The following is a 21,445-nucleotide window of genomic DNA, read 5'->3' as shown; positions in this document are numbered from 1 at the left end:
ATATTAAGTAAATAGCAGAACTTTGCGGTATGGTGACAAAATACGAACAAATCCGCTTTTTAAGCGAAGCTCTTTTCCGGCGCTTAACAGGGGTGCATAAAGCCACCTTTGAGCACATGAAAGCAGTTTTAAGCGAACAAATAGCCAAAAACAAGAAAGTTCTCGGTCGTCCTAGTCGCTTGTCGGAGGCCGATCAAGTATTGATGATGTTAGAATATAATCGGGAATACCGGACCTATTTTCACATCGCTCAGAGCTACCAAGTGAGTGAAGCCACGGCCTTCCGCTTGATTACACGAGCGGAAAATCTTTTACTCCAATCCGGGGAATTTAGCTTACCTGGCAAAAAAGCCCTTCTCCAAAGTTCCATCAGTTACCAAGTAGTACTGGTAGATGCTACGGAGACAAGAATCGAACGTCCCCAAAAAAACAAAGACGCTACTACTCGGCTAAAAAGAAACAACATCATCTGAAAACACAAATGATAGTGGATAAGAAGAGCGGAAAAATCATTTGTACGCATTTTGCCAAAGGAGCAGTGCATGATTTCCAACTTTTTAAATGCAGCCAGCTTAAACTCCCAACTCCTATCCTGCTATTAGCGGATTCGGGTTATCAAGGAATCAAAAAGTTGATCCCGCAAGCCCATACCCCGAAGAAGGCCTCCAAACATTATCCTTTAACGCGGCAAGACCAGCAACAAAACCGAGCGTTGTCTTCCCAGCGAATCAAGATTGAAAACGTGTTTGGTTTTCTTAAACGATTCAAAATTTTTGCTACCAAGTATAGAAATCGTCGAAAGCGCTTTGGCTTACGCTTTAACCTCTTTGCTGCCATTGCTAATTACGACACTATCTAAGTACTTTTGAAAGAAGTCTATTAAAATTAAACCGAACAGAATTTGCAGAATAGCCGCGCTAAATTCGAGTAAAATCTTAGCTAAGAGTATGTTTAAAAATTTAGTTAGGTACTCTTGCCAAAAGCATATCAATAAAAGCCAGCTGCAGAAAGCAGAGGGAAGAAGCGGTAGTTTTCTCATAATCCTTGCTCAAACGGCGAAAGAAGTTTAACCAAGCGAAACTTCTTTCTACCTGCCATCTGCCTTTCTGGGGCACAAATCCCCTTTGACTTTCCGGCTTTTGCGTGATCTCTACTGACCACTCATAAAGCTGGGCACAGTCTTTAAAGTAGCCGCTATAAGCTTGGTCAGCTCGAATCAAGGTGAGCCGATTAGAAGCTTGCTCCAGCTGCCAGAGCAGTTCCACCCCTGCTTGCCCATCGTGCTCTTGGGCCGAAGAAACATGTAGGGCCAGCGGTAAGCCCAACGTGTCCACGGCTAGATGCCGTTTGCGCCCATTCACGTTTTTACCGCCATCTATCCCTGTTTCCAGGGAAATAAAACTGGCTTTCTTCACGCTCTGACTATCCACGGCCACGGCCGAGGCTTGCTCCTCTCGTTTTTGCCTTTGGCGCTCCTTTCTCACCAAGGCGGTTAACACTTGGGCCCAAGTACCATCGGCTTGCCACTTGCGAAAGTAGTAATACACTACTGGCCAGGGCGGATAAGCTCCTTCCAAGTTCCGCCATTGCAGGCCAGTACGGGTAATCCGTAGAATGGCTTGCACTACCTCCAACAAATTATGTTTACGTTTCCGGCCATTGTCAATAATTTCTTTTATAACTTGCCTTTGGGCAGTAGTCAACGCACAGAAGTGCTGACGGGTAAACTTTAGTTTCTTCTTCGGCATCGTAACTCGGATTTAGACACCCTTTGTTACTCGACTACTGCCTTTTTTGATTTTATAATTCTGTTAAATTCCCCTTCCCTAATTTTTAAACATATTCTAAGCCTTTTTGCAGCGTTACCGTTTCAAAAAAACGGTTCATTAATTCTACCGGGTGATGCGGTTGAAGTCCTTCTAGCTGAAACTTAGGTACCCGGTGGGCAAAGTTAAAGGCCATCCGGCTAAACAAGCGTTGTTGCAAGTACTCCACCAGCCAGACTTGCATGAGCTGCAGGTCTCCGGTTACCAGGGTACCCGCTACAATTACCGCAATAAGCACCACCACCGATGCCGTTACTTGTCCGGCTGATATAAAGCCAATAATACTTTGCACTCCAAGAGGTAGCGACAAGCTAATAATACCAGCAATAGCCGCATAAATGTATAAATACCCGATTTCGCGTTTTTCTGGAGCCAGTAGTTGAAAGAAACGGTGCAACGGAGAAGGTTGCTTTTTGTCGCCGGCGGCTCCGCCGGTTTTGGCCGGGTTACTAGCCGGTTGCAAAATACAAGTAACGTACGGAATCAAAGGTTCGCCAGCGGAAGTATCTGGCAGCGTAAAACAATTCTCCAGCAAGTGTTCGAGGTTCGTAATAGTCTGGCGTTCCGGTAAATTGCTTTGCAGTTGGTACAATTCAAAATGTTTGCCGCTTCGTTTTATAACAACGGGGTATACCTGCCCCGCAGCTATCCGGAAGAATAAAACCGGATAAGTAGCATGATGCAACAATTGAAGAAAAGCCGCAGCCGGTAACCGAGCGGGTAAGTATGATAAATGGTGCCGGGGGCCATCGGCGGCCAGCAATTGCATAAAAGTAGTTGCTGGAACGGGCGCACCAGAAGCAGCAAAAGTTTCCGGGGACAGGTGTACCGTGTACCCGCTTAAATTGGCGAACAACTCGTGAATTACCGGAAGCAGTTTACGGTTCATAAGTATCCTTAATAGTTAATAAGTGGCAAAAATTATAATTAAGATTAAGGTTGTTTTAATGGCAGTTTGTAACATCTGATAAACATCCAGTTTACCACCTGTAACCTATTTAAGGTAGCCAATGGCGGCAAAAACCAACTGTTCCAGAAAATCAGCCACCGAGGTTTTATCATCCGCGTTCGGGCGAATATCGGTGAGCGACGGCAGGTGTTCGGCAAAATACGTTTGCTGGTGGGTAGCCTCCATCATGGTGCTGGTAAGTGCATGCGGATAGGGGTATCCAGGCGCCAGCTCCTGAATAATCGCCGCAATTTTTTTGCATAAGCCTTTATATTCTAAAAAAAGGCCTTCCTTGTTATCAGCGTCTACCTCTTTTGTTAAGTAAGCTTTAGGCGCATCAACAATCACAATGCGGTGCAGCGCAGCTTCGTCTAGGTAATTAGTTTGCAGACTGTCTTTGTTTGCCGTTGTTAAGGTTTGGATGATGATGCGCAGCCGCTGAGCCGGATCCGAAATATTATTTGTTTGAAAAGAAATCTGGTAGTCTAGCCATACCCAATACCACGATACCAGGTAAATAAGTAGCTTATGCTTATTCTCAAAATACCGGTACACGGAAGCCTCGGTGGAATTCATCTCAGCAGCTAATTTTTTAAAGGTAAATTCTTCAAAGCCAATCTGGTCGATGAGCTTAATACTAGCCGCAATAATTTTCTGACCCAGCGTGGTTTGCTCCGGATCGCGGAGATACGATTTATGGTTAAGATTAATTTTTAAGACGTTACTCATCAGTTAAGTTGTAATTAAAAGCCGGCTTGTTTATTATATACTATCATGAATAAAACATTACTTCTATTTGTAATAGTATAACTATTGCAAATAGAAGTAATGTTTTATTCATGATAGTAATACTATTAAAAACTTTTTAAAACAAGTTGACGATAGGTTTAAAGCGGAATAAGTTTCCAGAAATTTGTTCGGCAGGGAACAGGTGAGTTTAGTGTAGAATAAAATATTTCTACTTTTACAACTTTGTTTTCCGGATCTAGCGATTTTAACCATACACGCGTGGAAGTTGAAATAATTTACCTGTGCTTTTTTGCTTTTCTGGCGGGTTTTATAGATTCCATTGTGGGTGGCGGCGGCCTCATTCAAACGCCGGCTATGCTTATTTTACTGCCCCACCAACCCATTGCCAGCTTGCTAGGTACCGGCAAATTAGCCGGAATTTCCGGTACGGCGGCGGCCTTGTTGCGGTACCGGAAAAATGTGCAGATTCATTGGAACAATATCTTGCCCACCGCTATTGCTGCATTTATTTTTTCCTTTATCGGCGCCCGGGCGGTAAGTGCCATTCCTACGGATAAGTTACGGCCCTTAATTTTAATCTTACTCATTGGAGTAGCTATTTATACCTTTTGGCGGAAAGATTTTGGTAGTTTACATGCCCCGCGACTTACCGCAACTAAAGAAAAGTTGTACGGAATGATGGTAGGACTAGCCATTGGCTTTTACGATGGATTTTTTGGACCAGGTACGGGCAGCTTTCTGATGTTTATTTTTATCGGGCTGTTTGGATTTAATTTTCTGGCTGCCTCGGTCTCGGCCAAAATTGTAAATGTGGCTACCAACTTATCGGCCTTGCTTTACTTTGTTTTTACGAATCAGGTAATATACCACCTTGGCATTCCCATGGCAGTTTGTAATGTTTTAGGCTCTTCGTTGGGGGCTCGCCTGGCTATTCAGAAAGGAACAGGGTTTATCCGGGTGTTTTTTCTGATAGTAGTAACTGCGATTATCGGCAAGTTTGCCCACGATAGCTTCTTTAAAAATTAAAAAAGCCGGAAGGCAGCACTAATTTCCTGTTCCAGTTTTCTTGTTAAATTAATGGTACAGGTAACTTTATCTATATCTTAGAATCTTTTGCTTAGGTTGCAATCCGGTAAGTCAGAATGTCCGTAGGTCTCGTCATATTAATTAAAAATGCAAAGACCTATTATGAAAAAATTAATTTTTACCGGCGCTTTTATGCTGGCAATTTCCGCAATCTCTGTTTCTGAAGTTTCTGCTCAAGCAATGGCAAAAACCAAAGCGGCTGGCTCCGAAAAAGGAGTAATGGTAGGCGGCGCCATGATGGTGCCTTCTAAAAACATTGTGGAAAATGCCCTAGGCTCCAGCGATCATACTACCTTAGTAGCAGCTGTAAAAGCGGCTGGTTTAGTAGAAACGCTGAGTGGTACGGGTCCTTTTACCGTGTTTGCGCCAACCAACGCGGCCTTCGATAAATTACCCGCTGGCACTGTGGATGAGTTAGTAAAGCCGGAGAATAAAGAAAAACTAACTTCAATTCTTACCTTGCACGTAGTACCCGGGGCTTTACGCGCGAAGGACTTAAAAGACGGCCAAACTTTAAAATCCGTAAATGGCGAAACGCTGACGGTAAGCAAAAAAGGTGGTATGGTTATGATTAATGGCGCCCATGTAGCAACTGCTGACGTAATTTCCAGCAATGGCGTAACGCACGTAATTGATACAGTGATATTACCCGCTAAATAATCTGCCATCGTTCACAAAAAAGCTTTTTTTTTAATTTTTACTGTTCCTGGCAAAACGCCTGCTCCCATGAGCAGGCGTTTTTGTTTTAAGCTTATTCCTTAAAACGTTAAACTAGGTTTTAATTTAAAATAACAGCTTATCACAGCATATAAAATTTAAGCGGGAGTGATAGGTGTAGCACTGGGGTATTAGGCAGTTTAGGCCAGGAAAGATGTAAATTCCGAAGTAGCTTTTGGTAATTAAATAAGGACAGCATATAACAAATAAAAGGATTTCGTTAGATTGCTTTTTTTAAAAAGTAGCGCAATCGAATAGGTTTTATCTTAGCCAGTGTTAAATTAAAGAACCTAAACGATATGCGACACATTTACCAATTAACCATTCTTTTTGTAATAGCTCTGGTATTTACTTTTAATCCGGCGCAAGCACAAGATTCCGCTAAAGAAAAAGAACGGGCCCGCAAAGAAGCATTAAAAGCTAAGGAAGAAGCGGCCGAGCAAAAAGAAAAAGAAAAAAAAGAACTGGCGAAAACCAAAGCGGCCGAAAAAAAAGAAGCTGATAAAGCTAAGGCCAAAGCCCTGGCCATTAAAAACGACGAGCGCGAAGATGCTTTAAAAGCCAAAGAAAAAGCCCGTAAAGAAGCTCAGGAAGTTAAAGAAGATCAGCAAAAACAAGTGGCCAAAGAAAAAGAAGCAGCGGCTAAAGAAAAAGCTAAACTAGCGAAAGAAGCGGCCAAAGAAAAAGCCGAATCGGCCAAAATTGCCGCCAAAACGAAGAAAGAAGAGGCCGAAGCCAGAGCCGAAGCACGCGAAGAAGCTTTAGAGCAAAAGGAAAAAGAACGGGAGCGGCTGCTGGAAGAAAAGAAACAAGCGGCTAAAGCTAAAAAATAATAAGTCTATTCTTACTGTTCGGACATTAAAAGGCCGGTTGTTTTACCAACCGGCTTTTTGTTTTTTATCTAAAATTTAAAAAATGGTAAATAATACCAAGTAGTAAATAAAATTTTCCATAGCGGGAACCGGCTCCAAAGATCAGCCCGAGTACACTTCTTTTACTCGATGGAAAATTCTATATACTACTTGGTATAATCGGCTAAACTGGCTGGTAGCTATCCGATTTTTTAAAATACAGCCCATTGATGGTAAGGAACCGCTTAATCAAAATACAGTCTTGATACTAACATCTTGATACTTGTGTCTGGTTATTTACCGGCTAATCGCAATAACAAAAGCAATTACGGTCAAAATTAAGCCAATCATGAAAATGGTGTAGGAAATGCGCAGCAGCCGGTATTTTTTGGCTAATACATCGCCCAGGTAGTAAATATCCGTAATCATGTTGGTGTACAGCGCGTCTTTTTCGCGCATCAGGTCGTACATGCCCGCCTGAAAATCTTCGAGGGGTAATTTGGTGAAGTTGCCAAAAAATAACAGATTTACTTTTTTGCTTTGTACTTTGTTCGGTTTGATGTTAAAACTGGTAACCTCTGGTTGCGCCGACATAATAGCCGAAACGACCGAGCCTAAGGTAGTAATTAAAAGTATCCCTACCGGAATCATGAGGATAGGATTGCGGGTAAACTCCGTACCAATAACCGAAGTTTTAGCGCCCAAATACGTAATAATTACCGACATAATAATGGCATTTAAGCTGATCATCATGTTGGCTTTATTGTCGGCGATAGAACTCAGGTTCATGTGGTTACTGTACGTACTCTGAAACATGGTTTCGATGCCGCGTTTGGGTTGCGCAAACGTTTTTCGTTTTTTCTTTTCTTCTTTTTTTTCTTTTTTGGCGCTAACGGTCAGTAAAGCTTGTTGTTCTTCCAAGTTTTTAGCCAACTGGTCGTTGTAGCAGCGTTGCGCGGCTTCCGTCCGGAACTGCGTGGCCTGTAAAAAATCCAGTTGATATTGGGCCCATTCGGCATCAGTGTAAAATTTATCCAGAAATATTTCCCACTCGGCCCGGAGCAACTCGGCATTCGGGAAAAAAGTTTTGCGGCCGATGTTCGATATATCGGCATCGGCTAAAATTTCTTCGATTAAATTGGCAGGTTTGCTGCCCGCTTTGGTAGCTAAAATACAATTCTTTACCCGCTGAATCTGAGCCGGAGGGTAATTTTGTTGCTGTAAAAAAGTTACCGCTATTTCGGCGCTCTTTTCTTCGTGTCCCTGGTACGTATCAATATAGCCCGTGTCATGAAACCAGGCGGCTAGTAAAAGAATTTCTTTATCTGGTTCCGGCAATTGGCAATCATCGGCTAATAAAATGGCCTCTTGGGTTATTTCGGCCGTATGGCGGTAATTATGATAAACGTGCTTTTTAGAAAGCCGATCTTTAAAAAGCAATTGTACATAGTTGCTCGCTTTTTGAATAAGTTCTTGGTCTTTATTTACAATTAATGCTGTTTCCATAGATCAATTACGCGGGGCGTAAACAAGTAAAATAAGGCGCAGTGCGGTGCCAGATGATGAAATAAAACGCTACTTATTAGGGTAAGGTTTACGTTGCATTAGCGGCACAATTGCTGGTAATCTGCTGCCTAATATACTATTTTTTTTAAAATTCCGGTGTTAGTAACCAGCCTCTTCACTTAAACGGGTTAAAACAGCCTAGGTATATTCTTTAAGTGAGTTAAGGTATAGTCCTAAATTTAAAAATTTAAGATGTTCAGGAGAAATGTACAGGTTTAAAATAACATAAGTTTTTGCTTCTTTCCTGAAAAATAAACTTAATCGGCTAAGTTGCAGTAACACCAATTGGCGACTAATTTCAAAAGTTTTTTAAGCTATTCTCTCAACAAATAAATCAAACGGGAGTTATTTGTTTTTCATGGGCGCAGTGGATATGAGTAAAAATAATACGGGTTTTATCTTTTTCTGGCTTACATTCTTTTGGGTATCATCTTGTACGGTACACAAACCTTATTACAACCGGGCGGCTGCCAATTGGCCCCAGAACACCCCACCACCGGCTAGCCAACTTACGTATTCTGTTTTCTTAATTGGCGATGTAGGAGCGCCCGCCAAAAATCCGCTGGAACCTTCTTTGAACTTATTGCGGTCGCAATTACAAGCCGCCGGCGAAAAAAGCGCCGTGGTTTTTCTGGGCGATAATATTTACTCGTATGGCCTCACCGAACCCGGCAGCCCCGGCCGGAAAACCGATGAGGAACGCATGCGCACCCAACTGGATATTTTGCGGGGCTACACCGGCGAAAAGTACATGATTCCGGGTAACCACGATTGGGCCCAAGGGCAACCCGGCGGACTGCAATCAGTTATTCGCCAGGAAGTGTTTGTGGAAGAATACCTGCGCGATTCGACGTATGCGAGTGGTAATAATTTTTTTGTGCCCGACGAAGGTTGTCCTGGACCTTACGAAGTTTTTTTGCAGGAGAACCTGGTACTGATCGCCCTGAACTCGCAATGGTGGTTACAATCCGAAGAGCGACCTTACGGGCCCAATAATTACTGCAACGTGGCCAACGAAGCCGATGCCCTGGTACAACTGGAAGATATTATCAGCAAGAACAGCGGGAAAAATATCATGGTAGTAGGCCATCATCCTTTGCAAAGTAACGGCATGCACGGGGGCAAATTCCGGGTAATGGATCACATCTTTCCGCTCACCGAACTAAACCCCGCCTTGCTGATACCCTTACCGGTTATTGGTTCTATTTATCCGTGGGCGCGGCGTTACGGGGGCATCAGCCAGGATATTGCTTATCCCAAATACCAGGCGTACGTGAACGGCTTAATGGCTATTTTTAAAAAATACCCCAACGTAGTTTACGCGGCTGGGCACGAACACAATTTGCAGCATTTTAAAACCGGTAATGTGCACACCATTGTGAGTGGCTCGGGTTGTAAAACGCAGCATTTAAAATTAGGCGGCGGTACAGCCCAGTTCGGGCACGAAGCCAAAGGCTACGCCATTGTAAATTACTACACCACCGGCGAAGCCTGGCTCGAATTCTGGGAACCTAAAGCCAACGGCGACCAAGGGCAACTCCTGTACCGTACTAAATTATACTTACGGCAAGAAGGAACACCAGCCCAACCTACGGCCCCGGTGGCGGCTACGGTAAGTTTTAAAGACAGCAGCATTACGGTAGCGGCCAATCCGAAACTATACGGCGCCGGCCAAACCAAAAGGTTTTTCCTCGGCACGCACTACCGGCGCGAGTGGGCCACGCCGGTAACCATGCCCTTGCTGGATTTACAAACCGAACAAAACGGCCTCGTACCCTACCGCTTAGGCGGGGGCAAACAAACCGCCTCGCTGCGGTTGCGCAACGAAGCCGGTCGGGAGTTTTCGTTGCGGTCGGTGAATAAGAATCCGGCCCAGATCCTGCCTAACAGTATGCGGCAAACGCTCATCCGCGATATTCTGCAAGATCAAATTTCGGCGCAGCACCCCTATGGCGCCTTAATATTGTCGCCCCTAGCCCAGGCTGCCGGCGTATACCACGTTAATCCGAAGCTGGTGTACGTACCCAACGATCCAGGCCTGGGCAAATACCAGGAAAATTTTAAAAATCAGGTAGCTATACTGGAAGAAAACCCCGACGAAGACCACCGCAACGTAGCTAGTTTAGGCTTTGCGAAAAACCTGGTGGGCACCGATAAAGTACTCGAACGCAGGCAGCAAGACAATGATAATACGGTAAACGAAGTAAGCTTTGCCCGGGCGCGCTTATTTGACATGCTCATCGGCGACTGGGACCGGCACGAGGGCCAATGGCGCTGGGTAGAACGCAAAAGCGACGATGAACGGGTTTTTGAACCCGTGCCTAAAGACCGGGACGTGGTGTTTTTTAGAGCCGATGGTTTTATTCCTTATCTGATTACCCGCAAGTGGGCTGTCCGGAATATTCAGAATTTTGATTATACTTACAACGATTACATTGGCCTGAACTTAACCGCCCTGAGTACCGACCGTACCTTTTTAGCCTCGGTAACCAAAGAACAATGGGTAGCCGAAGCCGAAAAAATTAAAAATAACATCACCGACGCCGTAATTGATCAAGCCATTCAGCAGTGGCCCACCGAAATAGCTAAAATATCCGGTGCCGAAATAGCGGCCAAACTAAAATCCCGGCGCGATTTACTGCCCCAACTGGCCGCCGATTATTACACTTTCCTGGCGAAAACCGTGGATGTAGCTGGCAGCGATAAACGCGAATATTTTATAGTAAACCGGTTAAATAATCAGCAAACGCAGGTAGTAGTCAATAACATTCGTAAAGATGGCACCATTGGCCGCCTGGTCTATAATCGTACCTTCGTAATCAACGAAACCAAAGAAATTCGTTTGTATGGTTTAGGCGGCGATGATGTATTTAAAGTAAGTGGCCAAGTACAAAAAGGAATTCGGGTACGGATAATCGGGGGTAGCGACCGCGATTCTATTACGGATAATTCTACGGTAAATGGCTTAGCTCGCAAAACTGTGGTGTACGATACCAAAACGGGCAATTACCTGGCTTTCGGACCGGAAACCAAAAACGAAACCAAAGCCTACAAAGAAGTAAATCAGTATAACCGCACCGGCGAACAAGCGCCCTACTGGGGGCCCCGGTTCTCGTTTGCCTATAACCCCGACGATAAATTTTTCGTGGGCGCTGGGATTGTTTACCGCACGCACCAGTTCCGGAAGGAGCCGTACGCCGCCGAGCACCGCCTGGCCGCTAATTATTCTTTTGCCCGGTCGGCGTATAATGTGCGCTACGATGCCGATTTTAAGGCTGTTTTTTCGCAGTACGATTTAGGTTTAAATGCTTATGTTTTCGGGCCGCAACTGTTGTATAACTTTTTTGGCGAAGGTAATAATACCACTGCCGACATAAATCAGATTAAAGATTACCGGGTACGCTTTTCGCGGTTTTACTTTTCGCCCACTATCAACAAAAATGTATTTAGTTTCTTACAAGTAGGCCTTGGTCCGCAGTACGATCACTTCCGGATTGACTCGGCCGCCTCTGGCGAGCGGGCGCGGCAACTGGTCCAAACCAGCGCCGAAAGACAAGGAGCCTTTGATGTAAACAATTACCTGGGTTTGCGCTTTTTTTTAAATTTAAATGCCGTGAGTAATGAGGTTAACCCGTATATCGGCATCCGGTTTTTAAACGAAGTAACTTTTAACCGGGAATTAAACCGAAATAAACTACAATACACCCAAGTAAATTCGCAGGTAGTATTTTACCTTACCCCGGATTTTCCCTTTCAGCTGACTTGGGCCGGACGAGTAGGAGCGGCGCACAATTTTGGGGATTACCGTTTTTACCAAGCGAATACGTTGGGCGGCACAACTAACCTGCGCGGCTTTAACCGCACGCGTTTTGCCGGCCGTAGCACGGTATACGCCAACGCTGAGGCGCGTATTCAGTTATTCCGGTTTAATCTGTACTTGTTCCCGGGTAAGTTTGGTGCCTTGTTGTTCTACGATACCGGCCGGGTTTTCGCGGATTCTGACACTTCTGATAAATTATTCCGGGGTTTGCACCACGGCTACGGCGTAGGCGCTTGGGTTGATATTTTAAACAAAGCGGTATTCTCCGGTACGTATTCCATTGGCGGCGAAGCGCGTTATTTTAATTTAACCTATGGGTTTTTATTTTAGTTTTTAGAGTTATAGATTTCCTGACAAACAACTTTTAATAGCAGGTTTTTAAATTTTCATCTAGATGAAAACTAAAAAGTAGCAGACTTTATGGGAAAGCTAATTTTATTATTTTACAGGTTTCTTCATTGTACATAGTGTTAGTACAGCGCGCTTTGTAACTAATGGAAACCCAATTATACTATTGGCATAATGGCCTTAAAAGAATTAACTTGTTTTTACTTTTCTGTCCTTTTTAGTCTATACAAAATAGTTTAATAGATGAATTGCATTTATCAGGATTTTTGCAATCTAGAAAGGATTAAAGACATTCGACGCAGAAATTATGCTTATTCAATCAATCCAGGCTTCTTGCAAGGCTTAAGTCGAAGTATATACAAAGTTGATGGAAGAAGTTTGTAAAAGTTCTTACAATCCTTCTACTGGTATGTTCTCCGCATAGCCATTAAAAGGCTTTTAAAGTAAGATCCTTTATTTTTATGAATTAAAATATTTAGTGTTGTACTCTAGAATTACATTATTAGCATATTTTTCAAGTGACTCTTTTGACATTGAATTATCTTTAATGTAGTCTAGCATCATTTCGTATGCCACTAAAGACCTAGGTGTTGTGAACACCTGTAATTCCTTTTCTGATAATGTTCTTTCTAGCTTTTCTTGCAAAGCTTTTATAATTGCACCAGTAAAGTTTTTATCTAATTGATCCAATTGAATTTCTTATTAGTATTACTTGCATCAAATAAAGTAAAAATCTGTGGTTCGTGGACAATTGGCTATGGACTAAATTCACCTCCCGGCAATCTCCAGAACGTGGGTGTATTTTTTGAGCGATCGCAGGACAAGGAAGATAAGCACGCCGGCGCCAAAAATGATTTGCCAGAATTCATCTACCTGCAAGCGCTGCTGTACAAAAAAGTGACTGATGGCATTTAACAAAGTAAAAGAAACCACCATCGCCAGTAAACCGTTGTATTCGCGCTTTAATACATTGCGCAGCGAAAAGGGCAGGGTAGAGGCCCGCCAACCCGATAAGCGGGGAAAAAAAGCAGGGGTTTGGCTGGCCCAGGTTTCGTAGATTTGGGAGTAATGGCGGCGTAAAAATTCTTCTTCGGCAAACATTATACGCTCGTAGTACAGCCAAAAAGCCAGCGCGCAAATAACTACAAACCACCAGATGCCAATAAATAAAAATAACCCCAGCCACATTAAAAAATTACCTAAATAGAGCGGGTGCCGCACTACCGAGTAAATACCCGTATGATTCAAACATTCGGCAACTTGTTTATCGGTGTTGCGCCCCGAGGTGCCTTTGGGTGTGTGTCCCACCGTAAGCGCCCGCACGAATAAACCGGCTAAAGACACCAGCAAACATACGGTACTCCAGAAAGTACTGGTAACACAAGCGTAGGTTTTATCGCGGTAAAAATAAAGCAGGGCAATGGCAAACGGATACAATAATAGGGGTAACCAACCGCGTCGCCGGAATAACCAGTTACCGGAAATCTCAAATTCTTCTCTTAAGGGCATTCGCACAGATACATTATACAGAATAGTCGGGCTATTCTGTTCTAACCCGCAGGTTAGTTAAAACCTAAAACTAGGGAAAATACTTTATATGTATACGTAAAAATTTAGGAAGCCGCTGGAAGTTTATGCGCTACCTAGCCCAACTAACCAGCAATAATTCTTACTGAACTCCAAGCCCCGTACTTTGCCGAACAGGCCGGCCTGTGGCTCTGAGCAAAGAAAAAATTTAAAAAAAGTTATTTATAGTCATTTAATGGGTTTCCGGTTCAACTTTTACTTCGTCTTTTAAATGTTGCAGATAATCATAGGTAGCATACTGTGCCCGGCTTGCGGGGCTAGCCTCTGTGTGCACATATTGGTTGTCGATGGTGCGGGCTTTGGTGTTATCTTGCAGTTGCAAATCTATCAAATGCCGGATTTCCTGATGCAAGGCTTTGTCGAAAATAGGAAAACCTACTTCTACCCGGCGGCTTAAGTTGCGCGTCATCCAATCGGCGGAGGCTACGTACATTTTTTCGTCGTTATTATTGCCAAAAATAAATACCCGGGCGTGTTCCAGGTAACGGTCCACGATGCTGCGTACCGTAATATTTTCGCGTAAATTTTTTATTCCCGGGTTTAAGCAGCAAATGCCCCGCACAATTAAATCTATCTGCACGCCGGCCGCACTGGCTTCGTATAATTTTAAAATCATGGCTTCGTCCTGCAAGGAATTCATTTTGGCGATTAAGTAGGCGGGTAAACCTTTTTTGGCGTTCCGGATTTCCTGGTTAATCAGCTGCATAAATTTAGGCCGCATATTAAACGGTGCCACCAGTAAATGCCGGAATTGCTTGTTTTCGGGGTTACGGTCGAGTAAAAATTGAAAGATCTGTTCCACTTCCTTAGTTATCCGGGCATCGCTGGTAAACAAACCATGATCGCCGTAAATCCGGGAAGTTTTTTCGTTGAAATTACCGGTACTTAAATAAGCGTATTGCACGGGTTTGTTTTTCTCCTGGCGGGTTACCAGGCATAATTTGCCGTGTACCTTATAACCCGGTAAGCCCGCAATAACCGTAGCACCGGCTTTTTGCAGTTTGCGCGCCCAGTAAATATTCGATTCTTCGTCGAAACGGGCTTGCAGCTCTACCACCACGGTAACTCTTTTGCCATTTTTGGCGGCTTTCACCAAGGCTTTGGCTACCTTGGATTTATCGGCTACCCGGTATAAGGTGGCGCTAATGGTGGTTACGGCCGGGTCTTTAGCCGCTTTATTTAAAAATTGCAGCACGTAGTCAAACGATTGATACGGATAATGCAACAAGAAATCTTGGCGGTAAATAACTTTAAATAAATTCTTCCGACCCTGTAATTGAGGTTGGGGTAATGGCGGCTGCGGTGGATATTTTAGTTTGGGCAGATTGAAATCAGGAAAGCCAAAAAAATCGCGGAAATTATGATAACGGCTACCCGCTAGTAGTTCTTCGGGCGTAACGCCTACGAGCCGGCAAACGGCGGCTTGTAAAGGCTGGGGCATGTTACTATCGTATAGTAAACGCGAAGGATAACCGGTTTCGCGTTTTTTTAGACTGCGCTGAATTTTAGCCATTACGTTTTCCGAAACTTCTTCTTCCATATCCAGTTCGGCATCGCGGGAAATTTTAATGGCGTACGCGCGCGCGCCACGGTATTCCGGAAATAAGCGCCGTAAATTAAACCGGATTAAATCGTCCAGAAATAAAACAAACTGTTCTTTGTTTCGGGTGGGTAATTTTACAAACCGACCGCCGTGTTGTTTGGTCGGTACTTCCAGAATAGCCGTTATGGGTGGCTGACCGGGGTGGGTAAGTTCTACTAATAAGTATAGTACCTGATCTTTTAAAAAAAAGAAGTTGAGATCGGGGGTAAGCACTACCGGCGCCAGCAAAGGCTGTACTTTCTGAGCAAAATAATCCTGCACAAATGTCTCTTGGTCCGCCGGAATGGTTTCTTCGTCGAGAATATAAATATGTTCCGCGTGTAAAGCCGGCATAATCTGGTTCCGGAAAGTTTTACCCAGTTCTTCTTGCTGCCGGGTTACTTCGGCCAGTACCTGGTCCAGTTCTTCGCTGGGATCCTGGGTTAGTTGCTGGCGGGTTCCTTTTTTTAGTTGAATCAGGCGCTTAAGGGTGGCCACGCGCACTTTAAAATACTCGTCGAGGTTCGAAGAAAATATGGCCATAAACTGGATACGTTCCAGTAAAGGCACGGTAATATCCTGCGCTTCCTGTAGTACGCGGTAGTTAAAAGCCAGCCAACTCAGTTCGCGGTTCAGGATTTTTTTATTTTTTTCCATAGTAAAGCAAAGTAATGCGCGGTATGCTTTACGACTCAGCCACCGTAGGTGTTAGGTACGGTTATTAGCAAGATTGAGCGAATTATTTGTGATTTTTTGGAAAATCGTAGAGCACGAGCGTCGCATTTTCGGGGCTAATCTCCGACCAGGCTACGCAGTTAAACCGGATACCCACTACCGCAGCGGTAGCCATACTGGCAATATGTTCTGGGGCTAAAAAATTAGCTAATTCGGTTATTTCGGGATTGTGCCCCACCAACATCAGGTTATTAATATCATCGGGAGTTTGCTGGATAATAGCTAATAAATCTTGTTTGCTCGCCTCGTAAATAGCTTCGTTTATAACAATATTATCAATATCATATTCCATTTCTTTGGCCACCAGCGATGCCGTAGTAAGAGCCCGCACCGCCGAACTGGTTACCATCAAATCCGGACTAATTTCGTGCGACGCTAACTCCCGGCCCATTAAAGGTGCATCGTGCCGGCCGCGTTTGTTTAAGGGCCGGTCGTGGTCGCTGAGATCTTCAAAATCCCAGCTCGATTTGGCGTGCCGAAGCAAGTATAAAGTTTTCATAGCGGAACAGTTTTTTAAATTTTTGCGCTGTTTTTAATTTTCTTCCCTAGCCTTACGCCCACAACGCCGGTGAGGTGGGGTGAGTAGCCGTATTTTACCGGAAGATGCGCTTATTAAAGATAAGTTTCTCTAATGGCTTGTTATTTTTTCTGAAATAATCAGCGTGTATTTATAAGGGCTAACGATTTTGTGAATGAAAGGTATCAGGTCGTTAACCGAAGAATAACAGATAGGCAATATTTTTATTTTTTCAAAAGCTGATTCAGCATTTTGGGCACTTCTTTCTCAGGAGTAGGAAAGTTGTGCAGCTCTTTGTTCGGATAAATATTAAAGGTAGATCGTGCTAATTCTTCTCTGCCATCAGGAGAAATAAATACGATTTCCAGTTTATCCAGAACTTTTTTAAAATCCCACCGCCACGTATCATTATACATAACTATCAGGTCAAAACCTTCCGGAATAATCTCTTTATTACCTATCTCTGCAGATATTCCTATTTTTTCAAGTTCTTTTTTAATGACAAAATCTGTATTGCCAATTACCTCGTGTTTTTGAGCAGAATCGTCTGGTAGTACGATGTAGCCGAAAGGTGTTATAGCGCCAAACTTAAATTTAATGTACTGCGAATTTACTGCTGAAATTATGTATGCCTTGGTGTAATTGGAGGTATTAGGGGTGGTTTTTATAACTGTGTTGGTGGTGCCTGCACAACTATAAAGTCCAATTATTACGAAATAAATACCTGATTTTAACAGAAATAATTTTCTAAAATTTCCTGGATTTATTTTCATTTTTAAAAATGGTACCTAAAGCTGGGTTTAAAATGTATTAATGGTTTTTAGCTTTTTCAGGAGCGGAAAATTATTCGCTATAGATTTCGATTAGCTTTTTGTTTTTCTTATCCCACACATAGGAAGCTGCACCACTTTCCAGATAAACATTATCTACAATTTTTCCTTGGTAGTTTTTTAGTTCTCGCTTCCAGAATAGTGTATCCGCCGGGTTAATAGTCCGAAGGAAACTGGGCTGCAATGCTTTAATAGTAGAATTATAGTCATAATCTCTTATAAAGTCTGTTTTTCCTTGAATTAGAAATTTGTAACAATAAGGTTTTAGTAATTTAAATAGTTTTTCAGATCCAAGCTTTGCAACCGCGTAATCCTTATCTATAACTAATTTGTCTTTCCAAATGGTATCGTTATTATCAACGATAGAATTAAGATAAATGAGGCTATCCGCAAACTGCTTTATTGAACTATTAACCTCATCTTTTTTGCCATCACCCGTTACATCAATTTTTCTGATTTGATTAACAGGGCCAGGATTGGTTTTATGGTTTTTAAAAAAACTGTAAAATTTTTTGTGAATTCATGGGCATCCTTCCAGGCAAAAATAAAATCAGGCCCTAAGTCAATCTTAACGGTATCAATTTTATCTTTCTTCTTAATTACAACAGTTGAATCATTTAGCGCTTTAACTTCTAAGTTATTAGATTTTTGGTTTGTCTTTTCTTGCTCTGGCGAGCAACCCCAATGCATAATGAGTATGGCTGCCAAATAAATTTTTTTCATTTATATTTTATTCCTTTTAATAGTTTACCTAATTTCCGAGGCGGGATTTTAACACTACAGTTTAATTGAAAAACAAAAGTTGAATTTTGTACTTCCGTCCGATTAAAGCCGTTTAACCCCGCTTTTAGTAATACCTGGTTAGGGGTTCGTTGTTTACTGTCCTGTCGGCTCATAGTAAAACACGGCTGCACCTGAGTTAAGTAATTTTGTCTTCATGAGTTTCAATACAATTCGGTCCTTGATTTGGTCAAACAGCAGCAATCCTTTTCCTTCAATAATAGGATGAATACAAATTTGTAATTCATCAATCAGATTACTGTTTAGAAGTTGAATAATCAAACTCCGGCTTCCAATTAGAATATCCTTCCCTGATTGTTGTTTAAGTTGCAAAACTTCTTCACTTAGGGTTCTTTTGGCAAGTTCGGCACTGTTCCAACCGGTGCTTTTTAGGGTGTTCGAAAAAACAAGTTTTTGAATTTTGTCTATCGAAAGAGCAAAGTCGTCCATTGATTTCTCGCCGGAAGGTTGGTGCAATAAGGTTTGCCAAAATTGCATGAGTTGGTAGGTCGTCCGGCCATATAAAATAGTGCCTGCATTATCTATCAGTTCGGCATAATGCTGATGTAGTTCTTCGTTCGCAATTCCTGCCGTATGGTCGCAAATACCGTCAAGTGTCATATTAAATGCGGCAATTACCTTTTTCATTTTTACCTCCGTATGTTTTTTGGGTCCTGGACAAAAGTAATAGCTAGACGAAATTTTGATGGCGTGATTTGCGACATTTTAGGAGGCAATTGCGGCGTTTTGCTTATGCGGCTAAGAAGTTTAATTTTTTATTTTAAATACCTTAAGGCAAGATGCCACCATACCATAACCACTAATGAATTTGTATAAACAACGGTAATTGCCATCGGCCGAGAGGACGTTTGCAGAAATTGGGACCAAGTTATTTTTCCAGCAGAATTCTAAAGGCCTGGTTCATTGCTTCATCATCAAAACCTATCATTGGCTTTGTCAAGACACATTTATCTTTAATCAGTTTTGGCAATCCGTTGATTGACAAGTCGTCGTCAATTATCACGAAAGCTTCCAAACCCTGATTACTTTTTACCCATTTCTCAATTTCATTAACCCGCCTTCCTACATTTTTAATCATTTTATTGTCGTTGATTTTAGAAATGAAGTTAGTCTTTATCCCTCTCGTCTCAAAAAGCTTATGCCATTCTGGAATAGTATAGTTAATTCTGTACGTTGAGGTCAATACAAGCGAAGCTTTTGTTTTAGCTAAAATCCTGGCTAAGTTTTTTGAGGCTTTTTCATTAAAACTTAAAAACCACATCTGGCAATAGCTCCACAGGTTTCCAGGCTGGAGTTGTGACTAAAACGCTGTCAATATCTAAAAGAATTTTCATGAGTCTTAGTTGTTTGTTTTTTGCCTAACGTCTAGTGCATGAGACGTGCGAGGCCGTCGGCCGTAGCATGGCTTATGCACCTTGTTAGGGGGTAGTTTTTATTTTTTCAATGTTGTTAATGAATCCTGTTTTTTCCAGTCGATTTAAAAATTCAGGCGAAATAAATTTCCCGCACGATATAAATACTCCTTCTGGGTCCAAATTATCATTAGAGTTGAAAATTAGTTTTGAATCACACTCTGCTGATATATGAACAACTTTATATCTAATTCCGACCTTGTTTACAAAATCATTTAATAAATAATTTTTGGTTACCTCATTCAGTCTGAAAATCCAAAAATCCATTCTCGGTGAAATTATGTTTCTCCTAAGGTTTTGACTTTTCTCAATATCTAAAGCAAAAGACGGTTTTTGAATTTTATTTAAGTCCCCCTCAAAACTGATTAAGCTATCATTAGGTAGAGCAAGTATTAAATCAGACATAAATTCTTTAGCTCTTTTTATGTCCAGCTTATAGATGTCAACAGACGCCCAATGGGATAACTCATTTTTAGTGTATATTCTCATTCTTTAATTGCCGCTAACTAGCCGATAAACGGAGTTACTCCATTAATCCTCCGGTATTGGCTGGATAAACGGAGTAGCTGATTTGTTTACATACAGGAGAGACCCTTTTGTTAAAGGCTGAATTTAATAAATAGCTGATCAAACAGGAGCTTAATTTTAAAAATTTATAATTCCTGCGTATCGGAAGCATGCAGTTCTTCTTCGGAAGATGGGGCCACGTTGGGGTAGCGTTCGTAGTGGATGGCGGCAACCCGGGCGAACAATTCTTCCCGTAAAGTATCGATATTGGTGCGGTCGGTGGCCGAAATAAATATTGCCGGATAGTGCATTTTGGCGATGTAGGTTTGCCGCAAATCCTCCAGCGTAGGTAATTCGGTTCCTTCGCCCATATCGTTTAATTCGTCTACTTCCTGGGTGCGGTACTGGTCTATTTTGTTAAAAACCAGCAACACGGGTTTCTCGGCGGAGTTAATTTCTTTTAAGGTTTTATTTACTACCTCCATGTGTTCCTCAAAGCCCGGGTGCGAAATGTCTACCACGTGCACGAGTAAATCGGCCTCCCGGATTTCGTCCAGGGTAGATTTAAAGCTTTCGATGAGGCGGGTCGGTAACTTACGAATAAACCCTACGGTATCGGATAACAAAAAAGGAATGCGGTTAATTACTACTTTGCGCACGGTAGCATCTACGGTGGCAAATAACTTGTTTTCGGCAAATACTTCGGATTTCGATAGCAAGTTCATGAGCGTGGATTTGCCCACGTTGGTGTAACCCACTAAAGCTACCCGCACCATTTCGGTACGCGATTTCCGTTGCTGATAGTTTTGTTTATCTAATTTGTCGAGTTTGTCGCGGAGCAAAGCAATTTTATCCCGTACAATCCGGCGGTCGGTTTCAATTTCCGTTTCTCCCGGTCCGCGCATACCTACACCGCCTTTTTGCCGCGATAAGTGAGTCCAGAGATTCGTTAAACGCGGTAAAAAGTATTGGTATTGCGCCATTTCGACCTGGGTGCGCGCTTGCGCCGTTTTTGCGCGTACCGCAAAAATATCCAGAATGAGTAAGCTGCGATCCACAATCTTCACTTTCAGTTCACTTTCCAGGTTGCGCACCTGCGACGGCGTCAGGTCATCGTCGAAAATAACCATGTCGATCTGAAATTCCGTAACAAAAGCTTTTATTTCTTCGAGTTTGCCTTTGCCCACGTAGGTGCGGATATCGGGTTTATCGAGTTTCTGAATAAATCTTTTGATCGTTTCGGCTCCTACCGTTTCGGTCAGAAAAGCTAATTCGTCCAGGTATTCCTTGGTTTTTTCGTCGGGTTGCGTTTTAGAAGGCACCGCTACCAAAATGGCGGTTTCCTGAACTTTAGCGGTATCGTGTAATTTCTTGGTCATAAGGTGTTCTGCAATTAAAGTAGAAAGTGTACGATTTTTTTAAAAAAAAGGCCACAAATTACCTATTTAGTGCGGTTTATAACTTAGCTACAGCGCCTTAAAAAACGTTTTGCATACGCCAAAAATAAAGTATACGAAGATAGTAAGACTATTTTCAGATTTATATCCCTGAAAAGCAGCAT

19 protein-coding genes are annotated in these 21,445 nt (G+C 42.6%); 5 read left to right on the top strand and 14 right to left on the bottom strand.

What is annotated here, in order from left to right; all coding sequences use genetic code 11:
* Positions 1–29 precede the first annotated feature (29 nt).
* A protein-coding gene (locus AHMF7616_RS15620) for an IS5 family transposase (protein ID WP_115371190.1) occupies positions 30–859 on the top strand; the annotation gives its coding sequence in 2 pieces (ribosomal slippage) (positions 30–423 and positions 423–859; 831 coding nt in all).
* 100 nt (positions 860–959) lie between these two features.
* Here the strand turns inward: AHMF7616_RS15620 and AHMF7616_RS15615 are convergent.
* The 3 genes from AHMF7616_RS15615 to AHMF7616_RS15605 all read right to left on the bottom strand — a co-directional run bounded on the left by AHMF7616_RS15615 (position 960) and on the right by AHMF7616_RS15605 (position 3,504).
* Positions 960–1,748, bottom strand: coding sequence for an IS5 family transposase (locus tag AHMF7616_RS15615; protein ID WP_115373737.1), 789 nt, complete (start codon positions 1,746–1,748; stop codon positions 960–962).
* 85 nt (positions 1,749–1,833) lie between these two features.
* Entirely contained in the window at positions 1,834–2,715 is an 882-nt protein-coding gene (locus tag AHMF7616_RS15610; RefSeq protein ID WP_115373736.1) for a hypothetical protein, read from the bottom strand.
* 105 nt (positions 2,716–2,820) lie between these two features.
* The gene (locus AHMF7616_RS15605; RefSeq protein WP_115373735.1) at positions 2,821–3,504 is read right to left on the bottom strand and encodes a TetR/AcrR family transcriptional regulator; all 684 of its coding nucleotides are present in this window, start codon (positions 3,502–3,504) and stop codon (positions 2,821–2,823) included.
* Between the two features lie 279 nt (positions 3,505–3,783).
* Here AHMF7616_RS15605 and AHMF7616_RS15600 point away from each other — a divergent pair, with 279 nt between their 5' ends.
* The 3 genes from AHMF7616_RS15600 (at position 3,784) to AHMF7616_RS15590 (ending at position 6,161) form a co-directional block, all read left to right on the top strand.
* The gene (locus tag AHMF7616_RS15600) at positions 3,784–4,551 is read left to right on the top strand and encodes a sulfite exporter TauE/SafE family protein (protein WP_115375640.1); all 768 of its coding nucleotides are present in this window, start codon (positions 3,784–3,786) and stop codon (positions 4,549–4,551) included.
* Between the two features lie 162 nt (positions 4,552–4,713).
* Positions 4,714–5,271 carry a fasciclin domain-containing protein gene (locus tag AHMF7616_RS15595; RefSeq protein ID WP_115373734.1) on the top strand — a complete coding sequence of 186 codons (558 nt, stop codon included), beginning with the start codon at positions 4,714–4,716 and terminating at the stop codon, positions 5,269–5,271.
* Between the two features lie 356 nt (positions 5,272–5,627).
* The gene (locus AHMF7616_RS15590) at positions 5,628–6,161 is read left to right on the top strand and encodes a hypothetical protein (RefSeq protein WP_115373733.1); all 534 of its coding nucleotides are present in this window, start codon (positions 5,628–5,630) and stop codon (positions 6,159–6,161) included.
* Positions 6,162–6,476: 315 nt separating this feature from the next.
* Here AHMF7616_RS15590 and AHMF7616_RS15585 read toward each other — a convergent pair whose 3' ends face one another.
* The gene (locus AHMF7616_RS15585) at positions 6,477–7,685 is read right to left on the bottom strand and encodes a Pycsar system effector family protein (RefSeq protein ID WP_115373732.1); all 1,209 of its coding nucleotides are present in this window, start codon (positions 7,683–7,685) and stop codon (positions 6,477–6,479) included.
* Between the two features lie 418 nt (positions 7,686–8,103).
* Here AHMF7616_RS15585 and AHMF7616_RS15580 point away from each other — a divergent pair, with 418 nt between their 5' ends.
* Positions 8,104–11,895 (top strand): metallophosphoesterase, encoded by a 3,792-nt coding sequence (locus tag AHMF7616_RS15580; RefSeq protein WP_233507595.1) that lies wholly within the window; start codon positions 8,104–8,106, stop codon positions 11,893–11,895.
* A gap of 477 nt (positions 11,896–12,372) precedes the next feature.
* Here AHMF7616_RS15580 and AHMF7616_RS15575 read toward each other — a convergent pair whose 3' ends face one another.
* The 10 genes from AHMF7616_RS15575 to hflX form a co-directional block, all read right to left on the bottom strand.
* Positions 12,373–12,603, bottom strand: coding sequence for a hypothetical protein (locus AHMF7616_RS15575; protein WP_115373731.1), 231 nt, complete (start codon positions 12,601–12,603; stop codon positions 12,373–12,375).
* Between the two features lie 78 nt (positions 12,604–12,681).
* Positions 12,682–13,422: a methyltransferase family protein gene (locus AHMF7616_RS15570; protein WP_115373730.1), complete on the bottom strand. Its 741-nt coding sequence runs from the start codon at positions 13,420–13,422 to the stop codon at positions 12,682–12,684.
* Between the two features lie 250 nt (positions 13,423–13,672).
* Positions 13,673–15,739: a polyphosphate kinase 1 gene (gene ppk1, locus AHMF7616_RS15565; protein WP_115373729.1), complete on the bottom strand. Its 2,067-nt coding sequence runs from the start codon at positions 15,737–15,739 to the stop codon at positions 13,673–13,675.
* 82 nt (positions 15,740–15,821) lie between these two features.
* The gene (locus AHMF7616_RS15560) at positions 15,822–16,316 is read right to left on the bottom strand and encodes a SixA phosphatase family protein (RefSeq protein ID WP_115373728.1); all 495 of its coding nucleotides are present in this window, start codon (positions 16,314–16,316) and stop codon (positions 15,822–15,824) included.
* Between the two features lie 242 nt (positions 16,317–16,558).
* Positions 16,559–17,107, bottom strand: coding sequence for a hypothetical protein (locus AHMF7616_RS15555; RefSeq protein WP_115373727.1), 549 nt, complete (start codon positions 17,105–17,107; stop codon positions 16,559–16,561).
* Between the two features lie 495 nt (positions 17,108–17,602).
* On the bottom strand, positions 17,603–17,887 hold the full coding sequence (locus tag AHMF7616_RS15550; protein ID WP_115373726.1) for a hypothetical protein: 285 nt from the start codon (positions 17,885–17,887) through the stop codon (positions 17,603–17,605).
* Between the two features lie 153 nt (positions 17,888–18,040).
* Positions 18,041–18,592: a dihydrofolate reductase family protein gene (locus AHMF7616_RS15545; protein WP_115373725.1), complete on the bottom strand. Its 552-nt coding sequence runs from the start codon at positions 18,590–18,592 to the stop codon at positions 18,041–18,043.
* 241 nt (positions 18,593–18,833) lie between these two features.
* Positions 18,834–19,226, bottom strand: coding sequence for an HAD domain-containing protein (locus AHMF7616_RS15540; protein ID WP_115373724.1), 393 nt, complete (start codon positions 19,224–19,226; stop codon positions 18,834–18,836).
* A gap of 157 nt (positions 19,227–19,383) precedes the next feature.
* Entirely contained in the window at positions 19,384–19,866 is a 483-nt protein-coding gene (locus AHMF7616_RS15535) for a hypothetical protein (protein ID WP_115373723.1), read from the bottom strand.
* A gap of 164 nt (positions 19,867–20,030) precedes the next feature.
* Positions 20,031–21,263 carry a GTPase HflX gene (gene hflX / locus AHMF7616_RS15530; RefSeq protein ID WP_115373722.1) on the bottom strand — a complete coding sequence of 411 codons (1,233 nt, stop codon included), beginning with the start codon at positions 21,261–21,263 and terminating at the stop codon, positions 20,031–20,033.
* Between the last annotated feature and the right edge of the window lie 182 nt (positions 21,264–21,445).

It is taken from the genome of Adhaeribacter pallidiroseus (assembly GCF_003340495.1).
GTDB lineage: Bacteria > Bacteroidota > Bacteroidia > Cytophagales > Hymenobacteraceae > Adhaeribacter > Adhaeribacter pallidiroseus.
This window is presented reverse-complemented; position numbering and strand designations above follow the sequence as displayed.

Bases quoted from the DNA above. Each gene is read 5' to 3' on its own strand.
- AHMF7616_RS15570 (WP_115373730.1), bottom strand. From the start codon at position 13,422: ATGCCCTTAAGAGAAGAATTTGAGATTTCCGGTAACTGGTTATTCCGG.
- AHMF7616_RS15545 (WP_115373725.1), bottom strand. From the start codon at position 18,592: ATGAAAAAGGTAATTGCCGCATTTAATATGACACTTGACGGTATTTGC.
- AHMF7616_RS15580 (WP_233507595.1), top strand. From the start codon at position 8,104: ATGGGCGCAGTGGATATGAGTAAAAATAATACGGGTTTTATCTTTTTC.
- AHMF7616_RS15535 (WP_115373723.1), bottom strand. From the start codon at position 19,866: ATGAGAATATACACTAAAAATGAGTTATCCCATTGGGCGTCTGTTGAC.
- AHMF7616_RS15590 (WP_115373733.1), top strand. From the start codon at position 5,628: ATGCGACACATTTACCAATTAACCATTCTTTTTGTAATAGCTCTGGTA.
- hflX (WP_115373722.1), bottom strand. From the start codon at position 21,263: ATGACCAAGAAATTACACGATACCGCTAAAGTTCAGGAAACCGCCATT.
- AHMF7616_RS15605 (WP_115373735.1), bottom strand. From the start codon at position 3,504: ATGAGTAACGTCTTAAAAATTAATCTTAACCATAAATCGTATCTCCGC.
- AHMF7616_RS15610 (WP_115373736.1), bottom strand. From the start codon at position 2,715: ATGAACCGTAAACTGCTTCCGGTAATTCACGAGTTGTTCGCCAATTTA.
- AHMF7616_RS15555 (WP_115373727.1), bottom strand. From the start codon at position 17,107: ATGAAAATAAATCCAGGAAATTTTAGAAAATTATTTCTGTTAAAATCA.
- AHMF7616_RS15540 (WP_115373724.1), bottom strand. From the start codon at position 19,226: ATGTGGTTTTTAAGTTTTAATGAAAAAGCCTCAAAAAACTTAGCCAGG.
- AHMF7616_RS15550 (WP_115373726.1), bottom strand. From the start codon at position 17,887: ATGAAAAAAATTTATTTGGCAGCCATACTCATTATGCATTGGGGTTGC.
- AHMF7616_RS15560 (WP_115373728.1), bottom strand. From the start codon at position 16,316: ATGAAAACTTTATACTTGCTTCGGCACGCCAAATCGAGCTGGGATTTT.
- AHMF7616_RS15615 (WP_115373737.1), bottom strand. From the start codon at position 1,748: ATGCCGAAGAAGAAACTAAAGTTTACCCGTCAGCACTTCTGTGCGTTG.
- AHMF7616_RS15595 (WP_115373734.1), top strand. From the start codon at position 4,714: ATGAAAAAATTAATTTTTACCGGCGCTTTTATGCTGGCAATTTCCGCA.
- AHMF7616_RS15585 (WP_115373732.1), bottom strand. From the start codon at position 7,685: ATGGAAACAGCATTAATTGTAAATAAAGACCAAGAACTTATTCAAAAA.
- ppk1 (WP_115373729.1), bottom strand. From the start codon at position 15,739: ATGGAAAAAAATAAAAAAATCCTGAACCGCGAACTGAGTTGGCTGGCT.